The sequence below is a fragment of the Bacillus cereus group sp. BfR-BA-01330 genome, from assembly GCF_022663885.1.
In the GTDB taxonomy this organism is placed as follows: Bacteria; Bacillota; Bacilli; order Bacillales; family Bacillaceae_G; genus Bacillus_A; species Bacillus_A cereus.
Window position 1 is genome coordinate 64,270 of sequence record NZ_JAKUGK010000006.1, and the last position, 26,711, is coordinate 90,980.

A 26,711-nucleotide genomic window follows, 5' to 3' on the forward strand; every position below is an offset into this window, starting at 1 on the left:
GAAAAAATCCTTTGTTTTAGATGAACATACATTCTGATTCATCAATATTTCAGAAAATATTGATGAAAGTTGATAAAACTATTAAAATCATAAAGAAATCGTCCACTATATTTAGTGGACGATTTCTTTATTTATCTAAAATACAACTACAACACTTCAATATATCCTTCTGTTCCATGTACCCGAATTCGTTGCCCGTCTTTTATTAGTTTCGTAGCATTCTCTACTCCAACAACTGCTGGCAGGCCATACTCACGTGCAATCACTGCTCCGTGCGTCATAAGCCCGCCGACTTCAGTGACTAACCCTTTTATAGAAACAAACAAAGGTGTCCACCCAGGATCGGTAAATGCCGTAACTAATATATCTCCATCTTCCAAATTCGCGTCTTCCATGTTTAAAATAACGCGTGCTCTCCCCTCAACCACTCCAGAAGAAACAGGCAAACCTACAATTGCTTCAGCCGGGAGATTTTCGCGTTTGTACTTACCTGTAATGATTTCTCCATCAGACGTGATAACACGCGGAGGTGTTAGTTTTTCATATAATTTGTACGCATTTTTTTGTTTATGAATAATCTTGTAATCTAGTTTATTTGTGCGAACGACTTCGTGAAGTTCTTCAAAAGTTAGATAGTATATATCTTCTATTTCATTCAGAACATTATTTTGCACAAGTTTCTCTGCTTCTTTCAGTAATGCCTGCTTATATATGAAATAACGATGAATCATGCCGTATTTCGGATATTCACGATAACCGATGAAATTGCGGAGGTTACAAATCATTCTCTTCGTCTCTTCTACTTTTTGTTCCCCATCCGGCAAGTGCTGCAATCGCTCTAACAACTCTTTTTCTTTTTTCAAAGCTTCCTGCAGCCCTTCTTCAAACTTCCGCTTACTAGCACCATATTCAAAGTCTCTTATATGATTTAAAATCATCGGTATAATTGTAGCTGGCTGTTCACTCCAGCGCGTTTTCGTAATGTCGATTTCTCCACTGCATCTCATTCCATATTTATTTAGAAAAGCATCGATTGCATCCCGAACTTTTTCCCCGCCTTTAAACTGAATTAATTCATCTAAAAAGCTGTCATCTTCTACATGCTGTAAATACGCAATGACTTCCGGATACGGCCGAATCACATCTGCCACATCCAATAACGCTAGCCCCATTTCTGACGTAATATTATGTTGTACAGATTGTGAAAGTACATCTGCTGCATTTTTTTCTCCTAGCCACTGCTCCATCTTTTCATTAATCCATGATGAAGCATTCATACCTGCCATAATGATAGCTATACTTTGCGAGTTAAATAATACTTTCTTTAATTGCTGAATGTCTTCTAAAATAAAATCAAGTACATCCACCCCTGATTTCGTTTGCATGTTTCGTTTTAATTCTTCTATTGATAATTCACTATTCTTTATTAAATTCGTAACGATTTCCGGATCGTTTTCAGGTTGTTGTTGCGAACTTGCAGGTGGCACATTTTTACTAAGATCCTTTTCTTTTTCATCATCCGATAACAATTTAATAAAATTCTCTCGCTCAATTACAGTCGTTAATGCATCTCGTATGAGCGGATCCGATTTACCTAAAGTGTTTATTAAGTAATCTCTGCTAGCAGGTGAAGCTAGTCTTTGCGTAGCATCAACAAATAGTCTTCCTCCGGCTTTACACATAGGTGCACTAGTCGTTAACAGGAAAAAAGATAAACCTAATGGTTTCATCGCATCGGTCATCATTTGTTGGTGACCAACTGATATATACACGTGATTTTCCCCATCATTTACTTCTGGAATTGGATATAAAGTCGTAATCGGTCTGCTTTGGACTATATAAATTGTATCATCAACTAAGCACCATTCAATATCTTGCGGACAACCAAAATAAGCTTCGATTTGTCTTCCGATGCGTGCTAGTTGTAAAATCTGTTGTTCAGTAAGTGTTTGAAATTTTTGCTGATTAGGAGCAATTTTCTTTCTCTCTGTTCCGCCTTCTTTTCGTCCATAGATGGCTAATTTTTTCGTTGCGATGACCTTTTCGACGATTTCGTCTTCTTTTACCTTATAATTATCGGCAGAAACCAATCCAGATACTAGCGCCTCGCCAAGTCCAAAGCTGGCATCGATTGACAACACCTTCCTATTCGAAGTAATCGGATCCGCAGTAAATAAAATCCCTGAAGCCTCAGGGAAAACCATTTTTTGAATGACAACACATATAGAAACTTGATTATGATCAAAACCGTTTTGCATTCGGTATATAACCGCCCGATCTGTAAACAAAGAAGCCCAGCATTTTTTAATATGCTGCAAAATGTTTTCTTTTCCAATAACATTTAAATACGTATCTTGTTGACCAGCAAACGAGGCATACGGTAAATCTTCAGCAGTAGCACTCGAACGCACTGCATATGCATGTTCATCGCCAAAGTGCGAGAGATAATGAGCTACTGATTCCACTACATCAACTGGAATTTCCACCGCCATAATGACTTCTCTAATCTGCTTACTAATTTCACCAATTCGATCTCGTTCCTCAATTTTTAGCATTGCTAATTGATTCAATAAAGTTTGAAACGCTCCATTTTTTCCGATGGCCTGTTCATACCCTACCGTTGTAACACAAAACCCTTCTGGCACTTGTATCCCTTGAATATTGGATAACTCCCCTAAATTCAATCCTTTTCCACCAACGAGAAAAAGCTGCGTTTTTTCTATTTCCTGAAAATCGAGAACGAAAGAACTCATTTGGCACCTCTCCTTACTATTCATGTGTTCTTGATTGTAACAGTAGTAAATGAGAAGAAACAGTCTATTTCGAACGTAAATTACATGATATAATTAAGTTAGGAAGAGATCATCACTTCTATTTCCCCTCTAATTCACTTCAATTACATCACCAAACTTAAACATTCTTTTATTATGAAAAGCAATCATTAGACATAATGGATTTCTATCGAACTTTGTTATGTCTTTTTTATATAAATCCATATTGTAATATCTTTATAAATCTTTTATTAAGCCATAAATTCGCCTCAAGAATAGTAGAATCTGTGACTTTAAAAGCAATATTTTTTGTTTGCACTTTATATAAATTGATATGAATCCCTCTTAATTCTAGGACTAAATTATTGTTTTTTAATCCCGCATTAATTCTTTTCTCAAATTCGCCAAAATGAATTTTCAAGATTAGGGAACTATAATGTCGTATTAAAATATATTAAGGGGGAGAAAAATTGGACAATGAAATGAATTATGGAAGTGATTACAAGTTTATTCCAGCAACTTCAATTGAAAGTGGTCACGGCATCGAAGTATTGCCTGATTTATTTTGTTACACGATTCAAATCGTCAATATATGCTTTGTTGGAAATCCTAAGACCAATGATTTTGTTTTAGTTGATGCTGGAATGCCTAAATGTGCAAATGAAATTATCTCTATCGCTGAGGATCGATTTGGTACCAATAGTCGCCCAAAAGTAATTATTTTAACTCACGGCCATTTTGATCATGTTGGGGGAATAATTGAACTCATCAAGTATTGGGATGTTCCCGTCTATGCACATCAAATGGAGCTACCGTTCCTGACTGGACAACAAAGCTATCCAGAACCAGACCCTACAGTTGAAGGTGGTATGGTAGCGAAAATGTCTCCTCTGTTCCCAAACGAACCAATTGACTTAGGAAATAACGTAAAAGCGCTACCTACCGATGGAAGTGTTCCCCATATGCCAGAGTTTAGATGGATTCATACACCAGGACATACTCCAGGGCATATTTCATTATTCCGAGAAAAAGACCGAACTTTAATTGCTGGGGACGCTTTTGTTACAGTGAAACAGGAGTATCTATATAAAGTCATAACTCAAGAACAGGAAATAAGCGGTCCGCCTCGTTATTTAACAACAGACTGGAAAGCCGCTAAAGAGTCAGTTCTTAAGCTAGAGAAGTTAAAGCCTCTAACCGCTGTTACTGGACATGGAATACCGATGTCGGGTGAATTGCTATCAACAAGCCTCAAAACACTCGTTCAAGAATTTGATAAAATTGCTGTACCTGATTACGGAAAATATATAGATAAAAAGATGCATTAAACGCGGGAATACTTTGTTTATTTTTATATTAACGAATCAGAATATGATACAAAATCAAAACACCAAAAAATATTAAGTTTAATATGAAAAAAACTGTACTTAGGCAACCTCTCTATTATAAGAATGGAACTATCCTTTGTGAATAAAGCTCGATATTCCGCAAATACTATCCATAGTATAAGCCTGCTTCTTACCCAGGTTGTACCTCTTACCATTAAAGGGTGATTAAAACGGGTTACGCTATATAAAAGCATAATCCGTTTTTAATGAAATATTGTATTCCATATACATTTAAACAATGGAGGAAAATAATGAAACATATTGTTGCCTTATTAATTAAGTACACAGCGATAACTGCAGTATTGCTAATCATGCTCAGTATCTTTCAAGGCATTTCAATTCCTAAAGTATTATTAATTTCTCTTTTCCTTACGGGAACTGCCTATTTAATCGGAGATCTCTTCATTTTACCTAAATACGGAAATGCGATTGCTACAATGGCAGATTTCGGCTTAAGCTTTTTCGGAACTTGGTTACTAACATCCTTGTTTACTAATTTAGATGCTACTCGTAATATTGGATTTTCTTCATTTTTAGCTGCTTTAATTATTGGCGGAATAGAAGTTTTCTTCCATATTTATATGCAGAAGTTAGTACTGCGTAATGACAATAAATTAAGAGAACATAATCATATTCCCCATGATAAATACGCTATGGAGATATCAGATGAATATATGGATTCTTCCACAATAAATAAGTCCAAGCTTGAGGATACACCTAAAAAATAAAAAAGTGGCCAACGCCACTTTTTTATTTTTGTTTATTACGCTTGGTCAGAATTTCTTACATGTAATGGAGGTGGAACTACCCATCCCTTTTTCTTACTTAAACGTAGCAGAGTTACACCTGCCTGCGCTTTTTTCATATGAAATTGTCCGAATAACATACCTACATCTTCTCGAAGGCATTTTCCCATTACTTGACTACATGTCACAAGTCCAGCTGCTAATCCTGTAGAAACAGCTGCAGCAATTTCAACATCATTAATACGCGCTCCCGGAGGAATGTCTTCAATAGATGCAACTGGTCGTTCTGGAGGAGCAGGCGGTAAAGCGACCCCATTAATCTTTAAAAGAGCTTTTAATTCTTCTATTTCCGAATTCATATCATTTTCAATTAAGCCTTCTAAAAACTTCTTCAAATCTTCATCACCTGTGTGATTCATAAACACTTGATGGCTTGCAATTGCACCCTGTGCAGCAAGAAGATAACTCCAAATGTCAAATACTTCTCCGTAATGTAAAGGTTCATTTTGAGGATTTCCACTTAATATACCCATTTTTAAATTCCTACCTTTCGAAAATATCATAATAAATATTGATTTCAATATTGAAATCAAATTTTTAAGTATGCTTTTTCCTGCAAAAGATTTTCTACTATGCATGGAAAACACCTTTCCAACACTGCGTGTTTATTGTTTAGGAAAGTAGTTTACAAATTAAATACTCAAAGATTATGAAAGAAGATTATCAATAATCTTTGAGTGAGAATCTGTTTAATATAAGGTTTTTTATTTTTATGAATACACAAAAGAAATTGATTTACATATTTGCTATATTTTAAGCCAATTTACTTAGCGGTTAGCTCTACCACCAAGTTGTTGTTCTGCCATTGCTACTAAACGTTTTGTAATTTCACCACCAACAGATCCGTTTGAACGAGCTGTTGTATCTGCACCAAGTTGTACACCAAACTCTTGTGCAATTTCATATTTCATTTGATCAAGAGCTTGTTCAGCGCCTCGAACTAATACTTCATTACGACTTCCACTATTATTTTTTCCCATATTGTTTCACCTCCGATGTTTTTAATATGCTACAAATTATGAAATAATAATTATCCTTTTTATGGAAATTAGATTATGAATAAAAATTGATTTTTTTCTTAAAGTAGGGCAAAACATATAAGAAAGAATAACTGATATAACATACTTTCATAACAACACTATGTATACTTTCTAATTCCCTTCAGTAAACAAAAGAAAGATTTCTATTTCACCAAGAGATTAAATAAAATTATGTTTTGAGACATAATCCAAAAGGAGATATGAGATGAAAGCTGTAACCTATCAAGGACCAAACCAAGTACAGGTTAAACAAGTGGATGATGCAAAATTAGAGAAAAAAGATGATATTATTGTAAAAATTACTTCAACCGCTATTTGCGGTTCTGATTTACATCTATATCAAGGCAACATGCCCTTACCTCAAGGATACATTATCGGCCATGAACCAATGGGAATCGTTGAAGAAGTCGGGCCAGATGTCACTAAAGTGAAAAAAGGCGATCGTGTTGTCATCCCATTCAACGTTTCTTGTGGACATTGTTTCTATTGCCAACATGAAATGGAAAGTCAATGTGATAACTCAAACCCTCATTACGATTCTGGTGGATACTTTGGTTATACAGAGAAATTTGGTAATCATCCGGGCGGACAAGCAGAATATTTAAAAGTTCCTTTTGGAAATTTCACTCCATTTGTTATACCGGAATCATGCGAACTTGAAGATGAATCCCTACTATTTCTATCAGATGTTTTACCAACAGCCTATTGGAGTGTAATAAACGCAGGCGTTAAGCCAGGTGATACTGTTATCGTCCTTGGTTGTGGACCTGTTGGATTAATGACACAAAAATTCGCTTGGATGCAAGGTGCTAAACGTGTAATTGCAGTGGATTACTTAGATTATCGGATGAATTATGCAAAAAAGATTAACAATGTTGAGGTATTTGAGTTTACAAAATTCCCCGATATGGGAGAACATTTAAAGGAAATTACACGTGGCGGTGCTGATGTAGTTATTGATTGTGTGGGGATGGATGGAAAAAAATCGCCTCTAGAATTTCTGGAACAAAAATTAAAATTACAAGGTGGAACTCTCGGTCCTATTCAAATCGCTACGAAAGCCGTAAGAAAATATGGAACGGTTCAAATGACCGGCGTTTATGGTGGCAATTATAACGCCTTTCCACTCGGTGCATTTTGGGTTAGAAATATTAATCTTAAAATGGGACAAGCACCTGTCATTCATTTTATGCCGGAACTATTTGAAAAAATAACAAATAAAGAATTTGATCCAAAAGAGATTATTACACACAAAATTCCCCTTGAAGAAGCGAGTTATGGTTATCAGATTTTTAATAATCGTGAAGACGACTGTATAAAAGTCATTCTGAAGCCTTAAAGCTACAATTCATTATTCTTAATGAAAAGATAAGATTACATTTCGTAATCTTATCTTTTTTTATTAAATGCTAAGTATCTATCCCCTATTTTCATCTCACATCTAAAATAGTTATTTTCAAAAACTTTGCATTTTGAGGTAATAAATAATTAGTAAAAACATGAATTAAAGTATTAAGTAACCAAATAGCGGACACGATAACAATGTTAACTAACTTAAAAGTGATGTTGATTATATTGCTGCTCCTCTTAATTTTGTTTCTATGAACTATTAAACGCCACTGTTACTTACTTATAATCTCCCTACCTCTATTCACATATAAAATCCCTATATTGTAAACAAAGAGGAGGGACTTGTCCCCCCTCTTCTTTTAATTTTTCTTTAAAAGAGTTGCTCCTGCAATCCCTGGATGTGTCATTTCGAATGGATCTAGAATTAACTCTAAGTCTTCTTGTGACAATACACCATTTTTCACACAAAGTTCTCGAACGGATTGGCCTGTTGCAATTGCTTCTTTCGCAACGCGAGCTGCTGCTTCATAACCGATATGAGGGTTCACGGCTGTAATAATTCCTACACTTTTCTCAACATACTCTTTTAAGCGATCTTCATACGCTTCAATTCCTTTTAAGCAATTATCTGTAAAGGCACGGAAACCGTTATTCATAATGCTAATCGATTGCAGTAAGTTGAAAACAAGTACTGGTTCCATCACGTTTAATTCTAATTGTCCTGCTTCTGAAGCAAGGCAAATTGTATGATCATTACCTATTACTTGGAACGCAATTTGATTAATAACTTCTGGCATAACAGGGTTTACTTTCCCTGGCATAATAGATGAACCTGGTTGACGAGCTGGTAACATAATCTCTGCTAAACCAACACGTGGACCTGATGCCATTAAGCGAAGGTCATTCGCAATTTTAGACATATTCATCATACATACTTTCAGTGCTGCAGATACTTCTGTGTATGCATCTGTATTTTGCGTTGCATCTACTAAGTCTTCTGCACCAACTAGTGGTAGTTCACTAATTGCAGCTAAATGTTTTACAACTGCTTCAATGTATTCTGGATCTGCATTTAAGCCTGTACCAACTGCAGTTGCTCCCATGTTCACTTCATATAAGTGTTGACGTGATTGCTGAATTCGTTTCATATCACGTTCAAGTACACGAGAGTACGCCTTAAATTCTTGTCCAAGGCGAATTGGCACAGCGTCTTGTAAATGTGTACGACCCATTTTAATCACATGATCGAACTGTTCTGCTTTTAATTCAAATACATCGTGCATATAACCCATCGTTTGTAATAAACCTTCTAATGCGTTTAATGTAGCGATATGAATCGCTGTTGGGAATGCATCGTTTGTTGATTGCGCCATGTTTACATGACTATTTGGACTAATATAATGATAGTCTCCCTTTTCCATCCCTAATAATTCAAGAGCACGATTGGCAATGACTTCATTTGCATTCATGTTCATTGAAGTACCCGCTCCGCCTTGGATTGGATCTACGATGAAATGATCATGCCATTTTCCATCAAGAATTTCTTGAGCAGCTTCTGCGATCGCACCGCCCTTGTTTAATTCCAATCTTCCTACATCTGTATTCGCAAGCGCTGCTGCTTTTTTTACAATTGCGAACGCTCTAATTAAACTTTCATGAATTTTATACCCTGTAATCGGGAAATTTTCAACAGCGCGTAAAGTCTGAATTCCGTAATATGCCTCAATAGGTAATTCCTTTCCTCCCAAAAAATCATTCTCCACTCGCACGTTCTTGTTTGTCATTGCCATTTTAATTTCTCCCCCATATTAAATGTAAAACCTAAATAAATCATATGAAGTCATTACCAATCCTTATCAGATTTTATTGTTAAATCGTAGGCTAAAGGCTCTTCAATAATTTTTTTAATCTCTTCTAATTTATTAGTTTTCCCAAGCGCCCACATCAATTTTGCTATGATGGCTTCCGTATTCATATCTCCAGACAATATTACTTGATGTTGCGCCACTTTCCGTCCTACTTCATAGAGAAGTATGTCTTCTCCTTCTTCCAGGCATTGAGTAGTAATCACTACAGCAATCCCCATTTCAGTCAACTCTTGAATTTTCGAAAGCAAGTTCCTTCCTTCAAAAGGTAATCCACCGTTTCCAAAACTTTCAATAATAATCCCTTTATACAAATCTTTTAAACAATCAAATACCTCAGGCTTTGTACCTGGATACAATTTCATAAGAAAAACATCCGTACATAAATTAGTATTTATTGAAAGTTCACTATGTGAGGAAGTTGGCTTCCAATGATATTTCACCTCATCTTCATTTACCTCAGCAACATATGGATAATTCACACTTTCAAATGCATCATAACTTTTTGTTCGCATTTTAACTGCTCTCGTCCCAATAATCACCCTACTATCAAAAACAATAAACACACCGCCAACATCCTCACAGGCAAACCTAAGAGCATCAGCTACATTTTTCTTTGCGTCTGTCTTTTTAAAACTAATAGGTACTTGTGAACCTGTTAAAACAACTGGTTTTCTTAAACCTTGCAGCATATAAGATAACGCAGAAGATGTATAAGCTAACGTATCCGTTCCATGTGTAATCACAAACCCGTCATAGTCATCATAGTGATTAAAAACAGCATTAGCTATTTCTTTCCAGTGCTCAGGTTGCATATTGGTACTATCAATATTCATTAAGATTTTGCAATCTATTTCTAAGTTTCGAGAAGACTTCGAAAAATAATTCAATAATTCCTCAGCGGACAATCCTGGAACAAGCCCCTCATTCCCCTCCACAGATGCAATTGTCCCACCAGTTGCAAGTAATAAAATTTTCTTCATACACAACCCCTCCATAAAATAAACAACGATATAGCGTTCGCGTAATGCGTATTTATATTTATCATTATAGAACTTAATTTGAATTAATCAAGATTTTGTATTCAATACGCGTACTTTTTTTCTATTCTTGATTCTTTTTCTATGTTATAATTAATTTAATAAAATTAGATGGGGTATGAGACGAATGCTGGAACGTTTATCTAAATTAAGAAAAAATCAAAAATGGTCCTTACAAGAGACAGCAGATCGACTTGGGATTGCGAAAAGCACCTATGCCGGGTATGAAAATGGTTATAGATTACCTTCATTACAATCTTTATCAAAAATAGCCGATTTATTTGATACATCTGTAGATTATATATTAGGCCGAATTGAACATTCACATCAAAACAAAGATGTAATTGATATTACAAGACTCCTAAACGATCCAGATCCAACACTTTTAATAGATGGAGAAGCACTGTCAACAGAAGAGATAATAGATTTTATTGCTTTTGTGAGAAGTAAACGAGAACTAAGTTCCAAGAGAATAGAAAATATTGAACCAACATGTAAAAGTTGATTCAATAAAAAACGAAGACACTGTACTCTTTAAACTTAGAAATACTTAGACAATTAATTTGCAAACGGTTTATATAATGAATTCTTAACAGCTGGCCTCATTCGGGGACTTATACTTGGAAACAATCCCATTGGTTATATGATTCAATTATTTTTCATCATTTGTATAGTGGTAGCAGCTATTTTCGGAGGTTTCACATCCAATAAATCAATTATCATAAAACAAGGATTTCTCGCTATTTTAGCGTTGCTTGCCCTTTTATCTGTCATATAGAACTAAAACTTTTCAATAAAGGAACTCACTTTTGAAGAATACGCCATTCTTTCTGTAGATTTATAAGAAAGAATGGCGTTTTTGTATGTCTATTTCTGTATCGAAAGAATTTGAAAGTATAACAGAATTTAAACAAGAATTAGCAAAGTATATAAAGTACTATAATCATGAAAGAATCAAGGAAAAATAAAAGGAAATGAATCCAGTATTGTACTAGGCTCATTCCCTAGAGGCTATTTAATAAACTGACCTTTCTAACTTTCGGGGACACAGTCTAATTGAAGTGCTACAAGCAACGAATTTACTATTTTAAAGTTAAGTGTTTAACCTTTAAGTACTTAAATTCTTTTTTCCAGATAAAGCATACATTATATCTTGATGTTTTATTGTCCTCTTATAATTATGTGGTATCGGGAATTTATTTCGGTGTTCTTTTATTATAATTATGATTACTATAAGTGATAAAGCTACAGGTATAAAAACGATTAACAAAGCATCTTAATGTTTATGAAATTCTTTGTTAATCGTTTCTCTTCTCCCTAATCTCCTGCGAGACTATATTTTTTTATTAAAATTTTCCATATCTTATTTGATTTATTCTGTAACACCAGATTGGGTTACTTTTACATCAGCTGTTACACGAAAACGTAAATGTTTATAGGATTCTTCCCATTCTTGACTGTTCCATTTTCTTACGTGAGTTCTACCAAGCTTTCTAAGTCCTATAGGATCTGTGTCTTTTTTAATAAATCTCTTTATCAATGTAGTTGCTTTTTTTTCTATTTCTTTTTCCATAATTTTTTCTAATTTTTTTATTTCTTTAGGATTATCTAGATTTTTTGTTTTTGTAAATTCTTGAATTTCAGCTTTAACTTGAATATGAGCATTTACGAATGGATGCTTACTATTCCCCTCCATCTTATATTTTGTTCTAGCTTTTATATTCTCTATCGTGGCGTAAGTATTTGAGGAACCAGGTAGTTTGAATTGGTATGTACCTTGTTTAAAATTATCTGTCAACAATTTAAATACAAATAAATCTTTAGGGTTTACTTTATCAACCATTTTACATCTTTTAAAAAGTGCTATTCCATCTAACTCCAACACATTACCTTTTTTAGATATTATCGGTAAATATGAATCTCTCGCATCATCATTAAGTTGGTTTAAAAACATAAAAAAATTTGTTTTTGGCTGCGTTCCATTATCCATATTTTGCTCCAGTAAAGAGGATAGATAGGAAGCAATTTCTTTTTCTTCAGAATAATTCCCCTTTAATAGTGATTCCCCTTTTACATTTGTAATTGCTAAATAAATTGCATTTCCTACACTAGGATTTCGGTTCAAAGTCTCTAAAATTTCCTGCATTCCCTTATCAATTATTTTTTCATTAAATATAATAACACGCAATTGCCCCAACTCTAGAGGTCCAGAAGATTTTTCGGATGCTCTTGCAAGAACTTCTCTACCAGTCTGGCCTGATGCTGAATAGATTTTCGTTTCACCTTCCCCGCCTCCTTTATAAGCTGAAATCGCAAAGGTTCCTTTTAGCTTACCTTTTGCTTCGGTATCATATGCCGCAACTTGAACTAAGTCAATGTCATCCACAATTTTCGTTTTAGCACAACCTATTAAGAAGACACTTACTATAAGGAAAAGTATCCATCGCTTCATGTTTATCTCCTTAACTTTATTTTGGCGGTTTGAATTAGCCATAATATAGGTAGGTATACATATATATATACAAAGCCAATTTGACCTGTCCAAGTATTTAATAAGTTAATTTTATTACGGTTATTCAAGAAAAATGATAAAACAAAGATGAACAGGATGATAACTGGCAAAACATATTTTTGCTTTATTCCCAGTGCCTCTTTTATACCACGACTTACTCCCCATAATGTAAAGGAAACATTGGGTAATATAAAAAAAGCCCAAACAGAAACAATAATGTATTCAAACCGCTCTATAAAGGGAAATTGTATAATTTTAATCATGCTTAAATATGCCCATATCGCGCTCGCTAGTTGTTTTTCACTAAAAAACGCAAGAGTTAAAATCATAAGGTATGTGTAGACAATAGTCGTTACTAAATTTGCATAGTGCGCATATTTTTGAGACGTTCTTGCCTTTTTAATAAATGGGTAGTATAACAATAACATTTCAAATCCAAAAAAACTAAACATATTTCCTTTCATTCCTTTCATAATTTCTAGGAATGAATGCTGTGCAATTGGAAATAAATTTTGGAAATCTGCATACTGCAAAGGATAAAAAAATGTGAAGATTAGAATGCTTGGGATAACGATTCCAAAGAAGCCGATTCCAGCAACTACACGAAATCCTCCAGTCACAATGTAATAACATAGACCCAAAAAAGCCCCTGCTATAATCCAAGATGAAATGGAAGGAAACATCCAAACATGTACTACTTCGATATAGGTATGTAGTGTTGTTGCACCTAACAATACAATATAAGATAAAAAAATGAAGTTGAACAATCCACCAATCCATTTTCCAAGTACGTCTTGATTGATTGCAATGATATCTCCATTACCCTGATTTAAAATCTGATATATGATCCAAATCATAAGATTAACAGATATTCCAAAAAGCAGCGTGCTAATCCACGCATCATTTCCAACTAATTTTGCACTAATCCTTTCAAAACCAAGCATACCAACCCCCATCTGTATAGTAATAATTAAAAAAAACACCATATATGGAGAGACTTGATACTCAATTGGGATCTGTTTCATAATGCTCCTCCCTGTTAATTTCAATCATCAAAATCATTTCGTGATTTAATTTTATTTTTCTCTACCTCTTCTGGATTAAAACGAAAACGCTGTTTAGATCTTGAAAAAATAGGACGTCGAAACATCGCTGAGATCGGCAAACGGATAATGCTGTCTTTCCAATCTGTAGGGCGTGTAGGATAAAAAGGAAACAAATAAGGACGTCTTAATGATTCTGTACGTAATAAACGTGCTAAAAGCAAAGAGCTTGTTAAAACAATTCCTAATAAACCCAACAGGTGTGCAGATATTATAAAAGGAAAACGAATTACTCGAATTGTATTACCAATTCGATATATTGGTGCTGTAAATGAGCTAAGAGCTGAAAGTGCAACAATAATAATAAGTACATTACTTGTAAGACTTGCCTCTACAGATGCCTGTCCAATTACAATACCACCTACTATACCGACAGTTAGACCCACTTTAGTTGGTAAACGTGCCCCCGCTTCTCTCAGTAATTCAATCGTTATTTCTAAAAAAAGCGCTTCAATTAATGGAGGAAAAGGTACTTTACTTCTCGATATGATTAACGTTTCAAGAAGTTCTTTTGGAATAAGCTCGTAATGATATGTTAAGATTGCAACATATAATGGAGTCGTTAAGACAGAAAACATAAAAGCAAAAAGCCTTAATAGACGAAAAAAAGAGGCAATAATCCAAGGCATGGTGTAATCTTCTGTCGTAGAAAAAAAGTCAATTAATGTTGTTGGAAGAGTGATTGCATAAGGTGAGCCATCTACAAAAAGTGCAATTTTCCCTTCTGCCAATACAGCTGCTACACGGTCTGGTCGTTCTGTATTCAAAAATTGAGGAAATATAGAATTCGGGTTGTCTGCAATTAACTGCATCAAATACGTGCTATCCAAAACGTGGTCTGTTTTTATTAGACTCACCCTTTTTATAATTTCTTGTAGATTTTGATCATTTACAATTCCCTCAATATATACAATCGCAACGGTTGTGTTAGATAGAGAGCCTACTTTCAATTCCTTCATTTGTAAATAAGGTGTTGGAAGCTTTCTACGTACTAAATTTAAGTTTACATCTAAATCTTCAACAAACGCGATTTGTGGACCCACGATATTGTATTCAATTTCAGCTTTTGTAATATCTCTTTTTTCTTTCTTTGCCACATTGATTAACAAGCCATTTAATTTATCTGTATCGAACTGAATAAGTATATAGCCGTTTAAAATACTATCCTGAATATCTTCCATTTGATTTGTTATTTTTGAATTTTCAAAGGGTAAGACAGACCGAATATCTTGTAATGAATCGAAGCTCTTCTCTTTTATATAAGTTAAAACCTCTTCATGAAATATATTTACATCGATTAAGGTTCTAAAATATGAAATGACTATAGAGGATTTGTTTGAAGCGATCTCCAACGTTATAAAATCTTTAGATTTTTTTAGTAATTGCATTAATTCCTGCAAAGATTTTATAGAGTGAACAGGTACTTTTTCATGTGGTTTCAATTGATAATACCCTTCCTTTCAAAAAGAACCTATATATAGTTTTTAGAAATTTCTATTTTAAAAATGAGGGATATTTATATGTCAATATGCTTCTTAAAAATAATGCCTTTTTAACTAACTTAACCAAAATTAGTTAAAAAATGTATTACAAGTAAAAATTTGAAATGTCTCCAAGAAAAATTACAATATTAAAAACATCCTTTCTTTTGGTTCTAAAGAAAGGATGTTTTTATAACAGGCTTTTTCAAGTGTCTATTCTATAGGGTACATTTACCAGTGTTCTTCTCTTTATTATTTCATTAAGTAACATTGGCATTACATTCTGTATGGTTTCTTAAAAAATTTCAGTAAGAGAATATCTTAATTTTGAAGTGTACAAATAGGGAGAGTGACTTCAACTGTAGTCCCCTTATTCATTTCACTCTTAATAAATATCTTTCCCTGATGTGTTTCAATGATTTTATAACAGATCATTAATCCTAAGCCAATCCCCTCTTCTTTAATACTATAAAAAGGTTCTCCGAGGTATGGTATACGTTCTTTTGGAATCCCACACCCTTGATCGATAAAACGAATGCTTACTTGATTATTATCAAGTATATTTATTTGAATCAGAATTTCCCCTCCCATCGGCATAGATTCAATTGCATTTTTTAATATATTAACAAATACTTGTTTTAATTGATTTCCTTCACATGAAATCAATGGAATACCAGGGTTAAGATCGATTCTAAATTTTATATTATGCATCATTGCTTGAGGTTGTAGTAGCATTACAACTTGATCCATTAGCACACTAATGTTATTAGGTTGCATTTTTACTACCTGTGGTTTGGCTACCGCCATAAATTCAGTTGTTATGCTCTCTATACGCTCAATCTCTGATGATACTATATTAATATAACCCTGATTATTCTCATTTTCCGTTGATTTTAGTAATTGCATGAACCCTTTCATTGCAGTTAATGGATTATTAATCTCATGAGCCATTACAGTCGCTAATTGTCCTACAACAGCAAGTTTTTCAGATTTTCGTAATAATTCTTCTGTTTTTAGCCGTTCAGTGATATCACGAGAAATACTTAGAAAAACTTTTTTACCATTTAAGTTAAAAACACGAACACTAAACTCAGTTGTTATTACTTTTCCTGTTGGGAAAACATATTCATCTTGCAAAGTGAAGGAAGTTTGTCCTTTTTTAATTTTTTCTAATAACCTTACGATTATTTGAGAATCTTGTGGTACTATATTTGAAAATGATAATGAGAGCAACTCTTCTCTACTATATCCAAATCTTCTACACCCAACAGGGTTTACCTCAATAAATCGACTTGGAGCATTATCTTCATTCAGCTCTACTACATATACCGCATCAGTTGCTTGTTCGATTAGTGCACGGTACTTCATTTCACTATCTCTTAATTGCTGGTGTAATCGATGCCGTTCTCTTTCTGCTTGTTTTCTTTCAGAGATGTCTCTACATATTGCTGATAAAGCTATCACATTTCCTCTTACATCTAGTATAGGAGAAACTGTCAGACTGATATCAAGAAGACTCCCATCACTCCGTTGTCTAACAGTTTCTAATCTAGTAACCACCGATTCTCCTGTTAGAATTTTCTGAATATTTTCGAGCGATTCTTCCATTAAAAAATCCGGTACACAAGGTAATCTCTTACCTATGATTTCTTGTGATGACCACCCAAATATCTTTTCATAAGCTTTATTGGCTTGTAAAATATGCCCTTCTCGATCAGAAATGGTAATAGCATCTAGATTATGCTTTATAAATGATTCTAATAATTCTTTGGTAGCGCTTAATTCTGATTCTACCTTTTTCCTTTCGGTTATATCAACTGTAGAACCAACAACTTCAATAACTTGTCCATTTCGTTTAATTGGCCTAAGCGCAATAAGAATAATAGTTTTATCATTTGGCCAAGGTAATTCAAATATAATTTCTTTTCCTTCCCATGCCTGGAGATAGTACTTCATCAATTGTGGAACTAAATGTGGAGGAATAATAGAAGCATCAATAGTACGTAAGCTTTTTCCTACCACCTGTTCAGAATAAAATCCGTTTTGATAATAAAACTGTCCATCACATAAAGTGTGTATAAAGTGCTTATCCACTTTTTTAAATTTAAAAATTCCTCCTTGAAGCTCATGTACGGTATCTGTAAGTTCTTGCTTCGATTTTTTTAATTCTCGATTCATTTTAGATAAGTCCTGTGTTAAATAATACAATCTCTGGTAGGCTTCCATAAGAAATAGCCCAATTAAAAGTCCTAACGCTATATATAATAGGCCTCCTGTGTAAAGTAATGTAGTATTAAATAATACGCCAACTAACCACTTTATTCCAATAAAAACAGAAAAATATAACGATGCACTTTTAAAAGGATGTAGTTTTTTAAAATAAGTTTTAAAAGTAGAAAATAGAATCCCCATACATAAATAAGCAATCACAGGAGGTTCCCAATACTCTCCAATGTAAAAAATACGCATTAATATTATGCTAATTAGCGTAATCCAACCAGCAATACGACCAAAGTAAATAAAAGATAGAATAAGAGGAACAACTCGAAGATCGTAGGAAAATCCCATGTATGGAAAAGAAAAGAACATTAACGTAACTGCAATAATCCCTCCATAGAGCTTTTCGAAATATCGACTAGAATTAATTGTAAACACTTGAATAAATATTGCTGCGCTAACTAATAAAGAAAAAATAGAAAGGTTGATGAAATAATCTTTAATAATCATGTAATGTCCCTCCTTGCATTAAGTGTATTCGACAAAAAAGCTAAAAATCCTACAAATTGTATAAACAGTTCAAATGCATAAATTTTAAACTAGGATAAAATCTGGAAAAGTAAATAAGGAACACAGCAGATGGGATATTTTAATGAAAAATAGTTCAAAAAAGATAATAGTAACCGTTGACTACTATTATCTTTTTTCTTTAAGTTATCGTAATACGTATGAAACTCTAAGGGACGTGGTATGTCATTTCATCAAACAATGATTATATACTGAGTCATGAATATAGAAATTTCAGCAGTAATTTTTGAAAAATAACATAAAAAACAAAACTATCTTTGAAAATGGAAAAAATCTATATGAATGTCAACTAATCTATGTACAAAAACGTTCACTTAATTTTGCATAAAATCACTCCACTTAGGAAGCTAAGTAGTTCTTCAAGGTCGATAAGAACACCTGTAGATGCTTCAGGATAACTACATAATTGTATGGGTAATGTACTTGAAACCTTTCGGTAAAACCATACACATAATGCAAGTAACGCCTTGGTTCAATATTTACTTTTTCTTGAGCTAAGTATTCTAGGACATAAGGAGAAATATACCATTACAATTTTTCAATTAACTTGTTGTCTAGTTTATTGTCCAGCTCCAATTACTTCGTTACTTTCAGATTCAGTTCATTATATTTTGTACTTTGTCTTTATACACAACATATTCTTTACCATCCACTACTGCTACTACCGCAAATTCATCATTTGGATTGAATGAAAGCCAATCAGCCCACATGTTAGTATTAGCCCCTCCACTCCACATATTATGAACAGTGTTTTTAGTTAAATTCATAACTTTATAAGACGCATTTGGCGCATTTGTTCCAGTCTTTATTTCAAAAGTGTATGCGTTATGAATCTTTTTATAAAAGTAGAAAACGTTTGATGGACGAAGCTGATTCAAAAAATCCTGTTCTTTTTTCTCTGCAATTTTTATCCCTTCTTGCAAAGTGACAACATCTGTTTTTAATGTTTTCCAACTGTTTTTCGCTGCATTCAAGCTAGGGGTTAAGAATTTATATTTATTTTGATCAGCTTTTTGATCAGCTTTATCAATATGTCCCAGTACACCCGAATATTGAGAATCTAAATCCTCCCATTGCGTAGACATATAAGTAAGAGCAGTGATAGCACTATCAAGCATACTATGCATATCACTAATATTATGAAATGCAACTCCAACTACACGATTCAATGTTATTTTATAATCTACAGTCTGACGCAATTTTGCTAATTCAGGTTCTAGCCAACCTAACTTACCTCTTGCATCACCTATCATTATGCCACCAGCAATCAAGGTTGGAATAAAGGGGATTTTCACCATGTCTAACCCCTTAGATTCTATGTCTTTCTGATATTTTACTTGTCCTAAAAGGTCCTCTAGACGCTTTTGGTCCGCCTCCACATCAGCACCTTGGTTTTTTAAAATCGATTGCAATGTCTCTTTATGACTTCCAAATGTTCTAACATCTTCTCCAATAGCATTTTTTAATTGCATTAATTCTTCTATTAATGCTTTTGCAGACTTTTGATTTTGTTGAATTCCTCCCTGTAGATCTTTAATCCCTTTTTTTAAAGTATCTCCATTTCCAGTATTGATCGCCTCTACTAATGTTTCATAATGATTTTCAAATTTTGTATCGTATTCTATAATGCCTGTCAATGTATCAAAAAGTTGTTTTTTTACTTGTGTATTCCATGTAACAGCATGTGCTCTTGCATTCTTTTGATCTTGTACAATTTTACTAGGTAAATCTGCATTTCCATTAATAGTTATTCCTTCAAAACTCACATCTGGATTATTAATTAGCAAATAAGAGTATTCATTCATAGCTTTTGCAAATAAACCAGCATCTTGCAAAGCTTTTTTCATCTGTTCTTCATTTGCTGAAAGAGATATATTTTCAATGTTCGTTTGTTCAATTTCAATTGCAAAAGTTTCTATTGGTATGACTGCATAAGTAGTTGTTATAGTTATAAACGCTGATACAGCGAGTAGTTTATTAGGGGTTTTTTTCATCATTTCGTATTCCTCCTATATAAGGTATGGTTTCAAGTTCTAATCTTATTAAAAAGCGATGTCTTTCAAAATGAGTTCTACATCTTTTATCAGTATCGTTTGAACTTTCTTTAGCAGCCTTCAAATCATTAAGTATTAAAGAAAATGTATATAATCTACTTCAAATTAACCGATTCTGTTGCAAATTTTAAAAAAGCAATTAAACTACAAGGTTATTTTTTATTCGAATCATACTTATATATAATTGAAAGGCGAAGTCTTTAATGAGACTCCGCCTTTCTGTTATATAAGGATTTATCAATTATTACTTTTCTGTTTAACAGTGTAATCATAGACTTTCTATGTTTTAGTTCACTTTACAACAGAATTAATATTTCCCTATTTTTGTGGAGTAACAGTTTCCACTTTTAATTCCTTTATTCCTTCTTTTAATGTAACAGCATCTGTTCGTAATGTTTTCCAACTGTCTTTCGCTGCATTTAAATTAGGCTTTAAGAATTTAAATTTATTTTGATCGGCTTTTTGAGCTGCATTCTCAATATGCCCTAGAACGCCCGAATATTGAGAATCTAAATCATGCCACTGCGTGGACATATAAGTAAGAGCGTTAATAGCATCATCAAGCGCCTTGTGCATTTCATTAATATTACTGTAAGCAACTCCAACTACACGATTTAAGGTTACTTTATAATCCACGGTCTGACGTAATTCTGCTAATAAAGGCTCTAACTTACCTAAATTATCCCTTGCTACTCCCACTATAATACCGCCAATTATTGGTAGACCCAAAATAGCACCCTTCATTACATTAAACCCATCAGATTCTAATTGTTTATAATAGTTTACTGATCCTAATACTTCTTCTAGACGCTTTTGATCGGCATCAACATCTGCACCTTGATTTTTTAAAATTGACTGCAAGAGCTCTTTATTACTTCCAAATGCTCTAACATCGTGTCCAATAGAGTCTCTTAATTTAGTTAATTCTTCTATTAGTTGTTGTGCATACTTTTGATTTTGTTGAATTTCACCTCGTAAATCTGTAATCCCTTCTTTTAAAGTTTCTCCATCCCCTGTATTAATCGCCTCAATCATTGTTTCATAATAATTATCAAATGTTGTATCATATTCAACAATACCATTCAATGTATCTAAAAGCTGTTTTTTTACTTTCGTATCCCAAGTAACGGCATGTGCCCTTGCATTCTTTTGATCTTGTACGATTCTACCAGGTAAATCTACATATCCATTAATGGTAATTCCCTCAAAATTCACATCAGGATTCTTAATTAACATATAAGAATAGGCATTCATAGATTTTGCAAATAATCCAGCCTTTTGCAAGGTCTCTTTCATTCTCGCTTCATTTGCAGAAAGAGCCGTATCTCCATTATTCGTTTGTTCAATTTCACTTGCAAAAGTTGTTACTGGTGAAACTACATTAGCAGTTGTAATAGTTAATAGCGTCGATACAGCGAGTAATTTGTAAGGGATTTTTTTTATCATTTCATTTTCCTCCAATTTAGGTGTTAAATTTCAGTTCTACTCCTGTTTAAAAGCAATATCTTTTGAAATGAATTCTGCATCTTTATGAATATCATTCCAACTTTCTTTAGCGGCTTTTAAATCATCTGGTATTAAAGAGAATTTGTGGTCTTGCATAGAATCGATATTATCCAGTAAATCTGTATAATTTGCGCCCATTGTATTCCATTGCTTTTGAATATTTGTTAGAGACAATATCGCTTGATCTACAGTCTGATATAAATATGCCAATGTTTCTTTCGCGTTAGTAAGCGAAAGAACTGCTTGATTAGCACGATCTGCTTTCATACTTAATTCTCCGATTTTATTAGAAATTTCATTATAGGAGTCCATATGCTTAGATGCTGTGACACCAGCCGCAGTTCCTAGACCGATACCAGCTGCACCAAGAGCCGAGAGTCCACCAACAACAGCCGGTGTTGCTGTACCGCCAGTTACAACAATAACTACCGCTCCTCCAATAGCTGCAATAACTAAAATAGCTGCTCCCAATCCACCACCAATTGACCATGCTAATACATCATCAAAATGTTTTTTCTGAGTAGAACGAAGTTGCTCAATTTCAGCTTGAAGTTGTGGAATCGTTGCCTGTTGACCTGCTAATATTGCAGTTAATCCACCTTTCCCATCTGGACCACCAACATTATTTTTAAAATCTGTAGAATTTTGATATAGTTTCCCTTTGAAGTCTTGTAGCATCTTAATCACATCTGTAACTTCTTTTGAATTTGTATTGATTGTAGTAATTAAATCATTTATACCCTCTTTTAGACCTGCCTTATCTTTCTTTTGTACAGTTTCTACTAATGTGTCGTAATAATTTTGAAATTGTTCATCGTAATTTACAATATTACGAGCAGTTTTTTGAATCTGTGGCTTCGCTGTATCTAACCAGTAATTCGCATTGATTCGTGACAGCTCTTGATTAAGGTGAATATTTTTGAGCAACTCTCCCCCCTCTGAGCCTAAATCGATATTAGATAAATTTACATTTGGTTGCTTAATCATTGTTTTTGCGTATAAATCCATTACTAGAATATGAGACCCTGTTTCAGCTAATGCTTTCTTCAGTCCTTCGGGGCCTAATGCATAATTGCCTACTTTTTGTTCTTGAGCGGTCGTTTCTTGTGCAAATGCATGAATAGTGTTACCGGTAGTAGCAGTTATAACAGTTGCTAATGTAGCTAAAGTTAGTACTTTGAATGGAAATTTTTTCATGACTATTCTCCTTCTTTCGCTAAATGCTTATAATCTTTATGAATTCCGAAAAAACGCAATATTAAAATTTATATACTTGTTCTTCAAGGTAACTTATTACATTTTTTAATTGTCTTAATGTATCTTTTTGAGACTGCTCGCTAGTTGTATCAACATTAGTAGATAATTTTGTAATGCTATTTTTTATTAGATTTAAATCTTCTTTATAGCGCTTTAGTAGATCAAGTTCTACATCTACTTGATTTGCAAACGTATGCAAATCATTTTGTGTAAGAAGAAGCATTGATTTTTGTAAATCAGCTATTGATAATTTCGTTGTTAAATCATATATTTTTTGATTTTGTTTCTCTAAATCATCTAAATATGCTCGCTGTTCTGCTGTTAATTTATTTACTTCAGCAAAAACGCCAAATGTTTTCTTAATCTTTTCGGTATCAATGACCTTCATCAGGTCATACTCTTGTGTTTTTGCTGCAGCTGCGGCTGCTATTTCACCTTGTTTGCTTTTCTCAATTGCTTCACGAGCTGCTTTTTTTGCTGATTCAATCTCTAGAGCCGTTTTACCTTGCTCTGTTGCTTCTTGCACTGCTTTTTTCTCAGCTTCTAGAATAGAGTTGTTAATTTCTTTTCCTTTGTTATACGCTGCCACCCCTGCTTGCGCAGCTGGTTCAATAATTTCTTTTGAAAGACTATAAACTTCTTTGAATATAGCAAATCCCTGTTCATTTAAAGCCCCTGGTATTAATGCAATTTGCTGTAAATCATTTTGAATTGCTTTTTTGGTATTTAATATTTCATTTTTTAACTGATCTATTTTTCCTGTTCCGTCTGTACTTAGTATGCCTTGAGCAGTTGCCACATTGGTATCAAAATCTTTTAATTTTTTATCAAGCTGTAATTTAAGATCTGTTAATTCATTGATTTGCCGTTGCGTATTTTCTTGATTCGTCATAGCCATTTCTTGAAGTACTTCAAGTCTATCCGAAAACCCTTCTCTATCTTCTTTATTGTCTACAAACGATTTTAATGTCGGGTAATAGCTATTAAATTTTGTTACAAATCCTTTACTTTTTGAATTTAATAGAATTAACTGTGGATAGAGTTCCGATGACCATTCCTTCATATCTTGTTTGATTAGGAATTGATTGGTATTTAAAGCTGGGACTTCCTCTAGCTGTACATTAGGACTCATTAAAGATTGATCAATATACGTTTGGATTAATTTAGATTGCGCACCTAATTTTCGTAATGATGAAGAAATATCCATGCCTTCCTGTTGAGTTTCCGCTTGAACGATTGGTGTTGCGAGAGTATTGATAGGAATAGTTGCTCCAGTTACAATGGATGTTATTAAAAATCCTGTCATTATTTTAGTTTTCATTCCGTACACTCCTTTACCATTGTTTTTATAACTTAATTCATATAACTTGTACGACCGCTCTCGTTGTAAACTGGATAAGAAGGAGAAATCTTTCAGATACGTTAATATCGTTGTTTTTTACTTCTAATAGGATGTAAGGATTTTATTTATCTCTCATTTCGATACTCTATTTTTTTAAATATAAATAACAAAAATTTATTAACTATATTTGAATCAGGCACCCTATGAGTAGTAAATTATTAATTCTTTCCTAAAGTTGCGGTTTAACTTACAGAATCGTGAGGATCAATAAACCAATGCTTACAGTTAATCTTGTCATAACATTGTTTAATTCAAATTTAATAATATTACTCTTAGTTTTATCAGCAAACTCCTTACTAGACTACAAAAGGTGGAATTATGCTGTACATCGCTTATACTTTTATTGCGGAATAACTTCACTTTTGTTATGCAGAAACTTAGAACACGTTTATTACAAATTTGATTCTTGACCTCTTGTGGATAAATTTACCATTTAGAAAATTATTAACAACATAATGTTACTTATAACTTCACTATAATTCCTATTAGCGTAACCTTCTCCTTTCTGTCTGGTCATACCAGTTATGTTGTTCATTAAAACATTAAATTTTTAATGCGTAAATAGAAAAATTTTGTCGATTACGATCGATAATTTACTGTTAAATAAAAATATGAACCGAAAAAAATTATATAAATATAGTTATCCATAAATTTCATTTCTGTAATTGTAATGATTACAAATTAATGTGTATACGGTTAAAAATAACTATTTTAGCTCAACCGAGAAATTTTATTTTAGAAAAAATACTTATAGAATAATATAATAGGTCTTTTTATACTTTTTTACCTTTATTTAGTTATGTATAATTGCATAAAATGTAGATATATTTAGTAATATATGTTATATTGTTGATTTTTTCACAAAACATCCTAATATCATTATTAACAAATATTCAGTATGAAGATATTAGTCTATAAACTTATCATCGTTATAAACATAGGTTTTAAATTACAAAAAAGCTGCAAAGCTTCCTTGGAACACTTTGCAGCCTTCTGTCTTTTTGTTTTCTTTAGCAAAATAATGGTTAGTGTATTTTCATTTTTTGGGATACTTATACCCATGTTTAAGTCTTTACATTGAAGACAGCAGATAACAAGCTTATATTACTGTATATTTTTCACGGTACTGCCTAGGAGTCATACTAGTGATTTTTTTGAAAACTCTTATAAAATAACTTTGGTCATTAAAGTTAAGCCACGCACAGATATCTGATAACGAATAAGTAGTGAGTGTTAATAATTTTTTTGCTTCTTCCACTCTTTCCCTTTGAATATATTCGCTTAAAGTAATTCCCATTTCTTTTTTAAATAGTTTAGACAGATAAGTAGGCGTAATTTCTAAATGATTAGCAAGTTCATTCAGAGATATTCCATCGTAAACATTTTTATTAATATGTTTTATACATGTAGTAACCGCGTAAGAATACTTTTTTGCATTGTATTCTTTCACACGATCTGCAAAGGTACGTAAAGCGTCCCCTGATAATCGCTTTACAGATTCTACATTATCTAATTGTTCTAGGGTTTGTATATATAAAATACTATGGGCAAAAGCAATATCTGGTGGCAGGTTTCCTTCTATTGCATATCGAGTGGCTAAGGTAATCGCAATAATTCCAAGGTTTTTTTGATTCCTGAGCGGATCCTCTATTAGCATAAGTTCAACATCTTCTTGCGAAACCGCATACATATACTGTATTAACTTTTTTTTATTTCCTTCTTTAATAGTCGAAAAGAAATCATTTACTAATGCCATATTGTGCGTTTTAGGTTTGTTTTGTCGGCGTTTTAAAATATATAAATCCGGTTTCACAATTTTATTAGGAACTTCCTCTAGTACTTTATTTTTTTCCAAGACAATATCTACATCTAACTTTTCATTGAAAATCATGTAATGTAATAAAATTCCCATATCAATTAATGTAGTTTTTTTAATCTCAGATAAACACTGATAATAGGCAAGTCTTTCTTGAATGTTATCATTTGATTTAAATTCTTTCTGAAATTTTATGATCATATCATCTGAATCTTTTGAATGTATAGTAGGACCGATTATAATAGTCCCTTTAATATCATCATGATTTTCTATATGAATTAGAACAAAATTTTCAAGATAGTTGTTACTTCGGAAAAGTGGCAAGTTAAAGGGATCGTTTTCTTGATAAATATCAGTAAGATGTTCTTCTTTTGAAGAATAAAAAGGACTACAAACATTATCAGATGTAGAATGATATAAAATTTTTCTGTCTGCAGATAAAATATGTACAGGGGCATTAAATGCTTTATGTGCAAGATCACACAAGTGTTGTATATCGATAGAAGTATTCATTA

General features: G+C 33.1%; 18 protein-coding genes and 2 pseudogenes. 6 read left to right on the forward strand and 14 right to left on the reverse strand.

The window, feature by feature from the left end; all coding sequences use genetic code 11:
* Nucleotides 1-146: 146 nt before the first annotated feature.
* Complete coding sequence (gene ppsA / locus MR112_RS17780) at nt 147-2,753, reverse strand: phosphoenolpyruvate synthase (protein WP_000094181.1); 2,607 nt, start codon at nt 2,751-2,753, stop codon at nt 147-149.
* 488 nt (nt 2,754-3,241) lie between these two features.
* Here ppsA and MR112_RS17785 point away from each other — a divergent pair, with 488 nt between their 5' ends.
* Nucleotides 3,242-4,099, forward strand: coding sequence for an MBL fold metallo-hydrolase (locus MR112_RS17785; protein WP_063245350.1), 858 nt, complete (start codon nt 3,242-3,244; stop codon nt 4,097-4,099).
* 311 nt (nt 4,100-4,410) lie between these two features.
* A complete protein-coding gene (locus tag MR112_RS17790; RefSeq protein ID WP_000680665.1) occupies nt 4,411-4,887 on the forward strand; it encodes a YndM family protein in 477 nt (158 codons plus the stop codon).
* Between the two features lie 35 nt (nt 4,888-4,922).
* On the opposite strand, the gene MR112_RS17795 is transcribed toward MR112_RS17790, so the two are convergent.
* Both MR112_RS17795 and sasP read right to left on the reverse strand, forming a co-directional pair.
* Nucleotides 4,923-5,438 (reverse strand): DUF3231 family protein, encoded by a 516-nt coding sequence (locus tag MR112_RS17795; protein ID WP_001986359.1) that lies wholly within the window; start codon nt 5,436-5,438, stop codon nt 4,923-4,925.
* A 294-nt stretch (nt 5,439-5,732) separates the two neighbouring features.
* Nucleotides 5,733-5,945, reverse strand: coding sequence for a small acid-soluble spore protein, SasP family (sasP, locus tag MR112_RS17800; protein WP_000517671.1), 213 nt, complete (start codon nt 5,943-5,945; stop codon nt 5,733-5,735).
* Nucleotides 5,946-6,210: 265 nt separating this feature from the next.
* On the opposite strand from sasP, the gene MR112_RS17805 reads away from it, so the two are divergent.
* Nucleotides 6,211-7,344 carry a zinc-dependent alcohol dehydrogenase gene (locus MR112_RS17805; RefSeq protein WP_000649086.1) on the forward strand — a complete coding sequence of 378 codons (1,134 nt, stop codon included), beginning with the start codon at nt 6,211-6,213 and terminating at the stop codon, nt 7,342-7,344.
* Between the two features lie 370 nt (nt 7,345-7,714).
* Here the strand turns inward: MR112_RS17805 and aspA are convergent, their stop codons facing one another.
* Both aspA and ansA read right to left on the reverse strand, forming a co-directional pair.
* On the reverse strand, nt 7,715-9,145 hold the full coding sequence (gene aspA, locus MR112_RS17810; protein ID WP_242245176.1) for an aspartate ammonia-lyase: 1,431 nt from the start codon (nt 9,143-9,145) through the stop codon (nt 7,715-7,717).
* Nucleotides 9,146-9,198: 53 nt separating this feature from the next.
* Complete coding sequence (gene ansA, locus MR112_RS17815; RefSeq protein ID WP_000722302.1) at nt 9,199-10,203, reverse strand: asparaginase; 1,005 nt, start codon at nt 10,201-10,203, stop codon at nt 9,199-9,201.
* 184 nt (nt 10,204-10,387) lie between these two features.
* Here ansA and ansR point away from each other — a divergent pair, with 184 nt between their 5' ends.
* From ansR to MR112_RS17830, 3 genes and pseudogenes are all read left to right on the forward strand, one after another.
* Complete coding sequence (ansR, locus tag MR112_RS17820) at nt 10,388-10,765, forward strand: HTH-type transcriptional regulator AnsR (RefSeq protein WP_000893569.1); 378 nt, start codon at nt 10,388-10,390, stop codon at nt 10,763-10,765.
* Nucleotides 10,766-10,822: 57 nt separating this feature from the next.
* Nucleotides 10,823-11,038, forward strand: a pseudogene (locus tag MR112_RS17825) (DUF1304 domain-containing protein); the annotation flags it as partial.
* A gap of 103 nt (nt 11,039-11,141) precedes the next feature.
* A pseudogene (locus MR112_RS17830) lies at nt 11,142-11,228 on the forward strand (IS3 family transposase); the annotation flags it as partial.
* Between the two features lie 404 nt (nt 11,229-11,632).
* Here the strand turns inward: MR112_RS17830 and MR112_RS17835 are convergent.
* The 9 genes from MR112_RS17835 to MR112_RS17875 form a co-directional block, all read right to left on the reverse strand.
* On the reverse strand, nt 11,633-12,712 hold the full coding sequence (locus tag MR112_RS17835; RefSeq protein ID WP_000832874.1) for a Ger(x)C family spore germination protein: 1,080 nt from the start codon (nt 12,710-12,712) through the stop codon (nt 11,633-11,635).
* Nucleotides 12,713-12,714: 2 nt separating this feature from the next.
* Nucleotides 12,715-13,797, reverse strand: coding sequence for a GerAB/ArcD/ProY family transporter (locus MR112_RS17840; RefSeq protein ID WP_000809697.1), 1,083 nt, complete (start codon nt 13,795-13,797; stop codon nt 12,715-12,717).
* Nucleotides 13,798-13,817: 20 nt separating this feature from the next.
* On the reverse strand, nt 13,818-15,317 hold the full coding sequence (locus tag MR112_RS17845) for a spore germination protein (protein WP_000802295.1): 1,500 nt from the start codon (nt 15,315-15,317) through the stop codon (nt 13,818-13,820).
* Nucleotides 15,318-15,677: 360 nt separating this feature from the next.
* Nucleotides 15,678-18,083: a PAS domain S-box protein gene (locus MR112_RS17850; RefSeq protein ID WP_078186774.1), complete on the reverse strand. Its 2,406-nt coding sequence runs from the start codon at nt 18,081-18,083 to the stop codon at nt 15,678-15,680.
* Between the two features lie 674 nt (nt 18,084-18,757).
* Complete coding sequence (gene hblB, locus MR112_RS17855; protein ID WP_063245782.1) at nt 18,758-20,158, reverse strand: hemolysin BL regulatory component HblB; 1,401 nt, start codon at nt 20,156-20,158, stop codon at nt 18,758-18,760.
* 375 nt (nt 20,159-20,533) lie between these two features.
* Nucleotides 20,534-21,661 carry a hemolysin BL binding component B gene (hblA, locus tag MR112_RS17860; protein ID WP_000591969.1) on the reverse strand — a complete coding sequence of 376 codons (1,128 nt, stop codon included), beginning with the start codon at nt 21,659-21,661 and terminating at the stop codon, nt 20,534-20,536.
* Between the two features lie 36 nt (nt 21,662-21,697).
* A complete protein-coding gene (gene hblD, locus MR112_RS17865) occupies nt 21,698-22,918 on the reverse strand; it encodes a hemolytic enterotoxin HBL lytic component L1 (RefSeq protein ID WP_000714435.1) in 1,221 nt (406 codons plus the stop codon).
* A gap of 61 nt (nt 22,919-22,979) precedes the next feature.
* Nucleotides 22,980-24,299: a hemolytic enterotoxin HBL lytic component L2 gene (gene hblC, locus MR112_RS17870; protein WP_063245783.1), complete on the reverse strand. Its 1,320-nt coding sequence runs from the start codon at nt 24,297-24,299 to the stop codon at nt 22,980-22,982.
* Nucleotides 24,300-25,479: 1,180 nt separating this feature from the next.
* Nucleotides 25,480-26,709 carry a helix-turn-helix domain-containing protein gene (locus tag MR112_RS17875; RefSeq protein ID WP_001097917.1) on the reverse strand — a complete coding sequence of 410 codons (1,230 nt, stop codon included), beginning with the start codon at nt 26,707-26,709 and terminating at the stop codon, nt 25,480-25,482.
* Nucleotides 26,710-26,711 lie beyond the last annotated feature (2 nt).

Bases quoted from the DNA above. Each gene is read 5' to 3' on its own strand.
- ppsA (WP_000094181.1), bottom strand. From the start codon at position 2,753: ATGAGTTCTTTCGTTCTCGATTTTCAGGAAATAGAAAAAACGCAGCTT.
- MR112_RS17790 (WP_000680665.1), top strand. From the start codon at position 4,411: ATGAAACATATTGTTGCCTTATTAATTAAGTACACAGCGATAACTGCA.
- MR112_RS17795 (WP_001986359.1), bottom strand. From the start codon at position 5,438: ATGGGTATATTAAGTGGAAATCCTCAAAATGAACCTTTACATTACGGA.
- sasP (WP_000517671.1), bottom strand. From the start codon at position 5,945: ATGGGAAAAAATAATAGTGGAAGTCGTAATGAAGTATTAGTTCGAGGC.
- MR112_RS17805 (WP_000649086.1), top strand. From the start codon at position 6,211: ATGAAAGCTGTAACCTATCAAGGACCAAACCAAGTACAGGTTAAACAA.
- aspA (WP_242245176.1), bottom strand. From the start codon at position 9,145: ATGGCAATGACAAACAAGAACGTGCGAGTGGAGAATGATTTTTTGGGA.
- ansA (WP_000722302.1), bottom strand. From the start codon at position 10,203: ATGAAGAAAATTTTATTACTTGCAACTGGTGGGACAATTGCATCTGTG.
- ansR (WP_000893569.1), top strand. From the start codon at position 10,388: ATGCTGGAACGTTTATCTAAATTAAGAAAAAATCAAAAATGGTCCTTA.
- MR112_RS17835 (WP_000832874.1), bottom strand. From the start codon at position 12,712: ATGAAGCGATGGATACTTTTCCTTATAGTAAGTGTCTTCTTAATAGGT.
- MR112_RS17840 (WP_000809697.1), bottom strand. From the start codon at position 13,797: ATGAAACAGATCCCAATTGAGTATCAAGTCTCTCCATATATGGTGTTT.
- MR112_RS17850 (WP_078186774.1), bottom strand. From the start codon at position 18,083: ATGATTATTAAAGATTATTTCATCAACCTTTCTATTTTTTCTTTATTA.
- hblB (WP_063245782.1), bottom strand. From the start codon at position 20,158: ATGATGAAAAAAACCCCTAATAAACTACTCGCTGTATCAGCGTTTATA.
- hblA (WP_000591969.1), bottom strand. From the start codon at position 21,661: ATGATAAAAAAAATCCCTTACAAATTACTCGCTGTATCGACGCTATTA.
- hblD (WP_000714435.1), bottom strand. From the start codon at position 22,918: ATGAAAAAATTTCCATTCAAAGTACTAACTTTAGCTACATTAGCAACT.
- hblC (WP_063245783.1), bottom strand. From the start codon at position 24,299: ATGAAAACTAAAATAATGACAGGATTTTTAATAACATCCATTGTAACT.
- MR112_RS17875 (WP_001097917.1), bottom strand. From the start codon at position 26,709: ATGAATACTTCTATCGATATACAACACTTGTGTGATCTTGCACATAAA.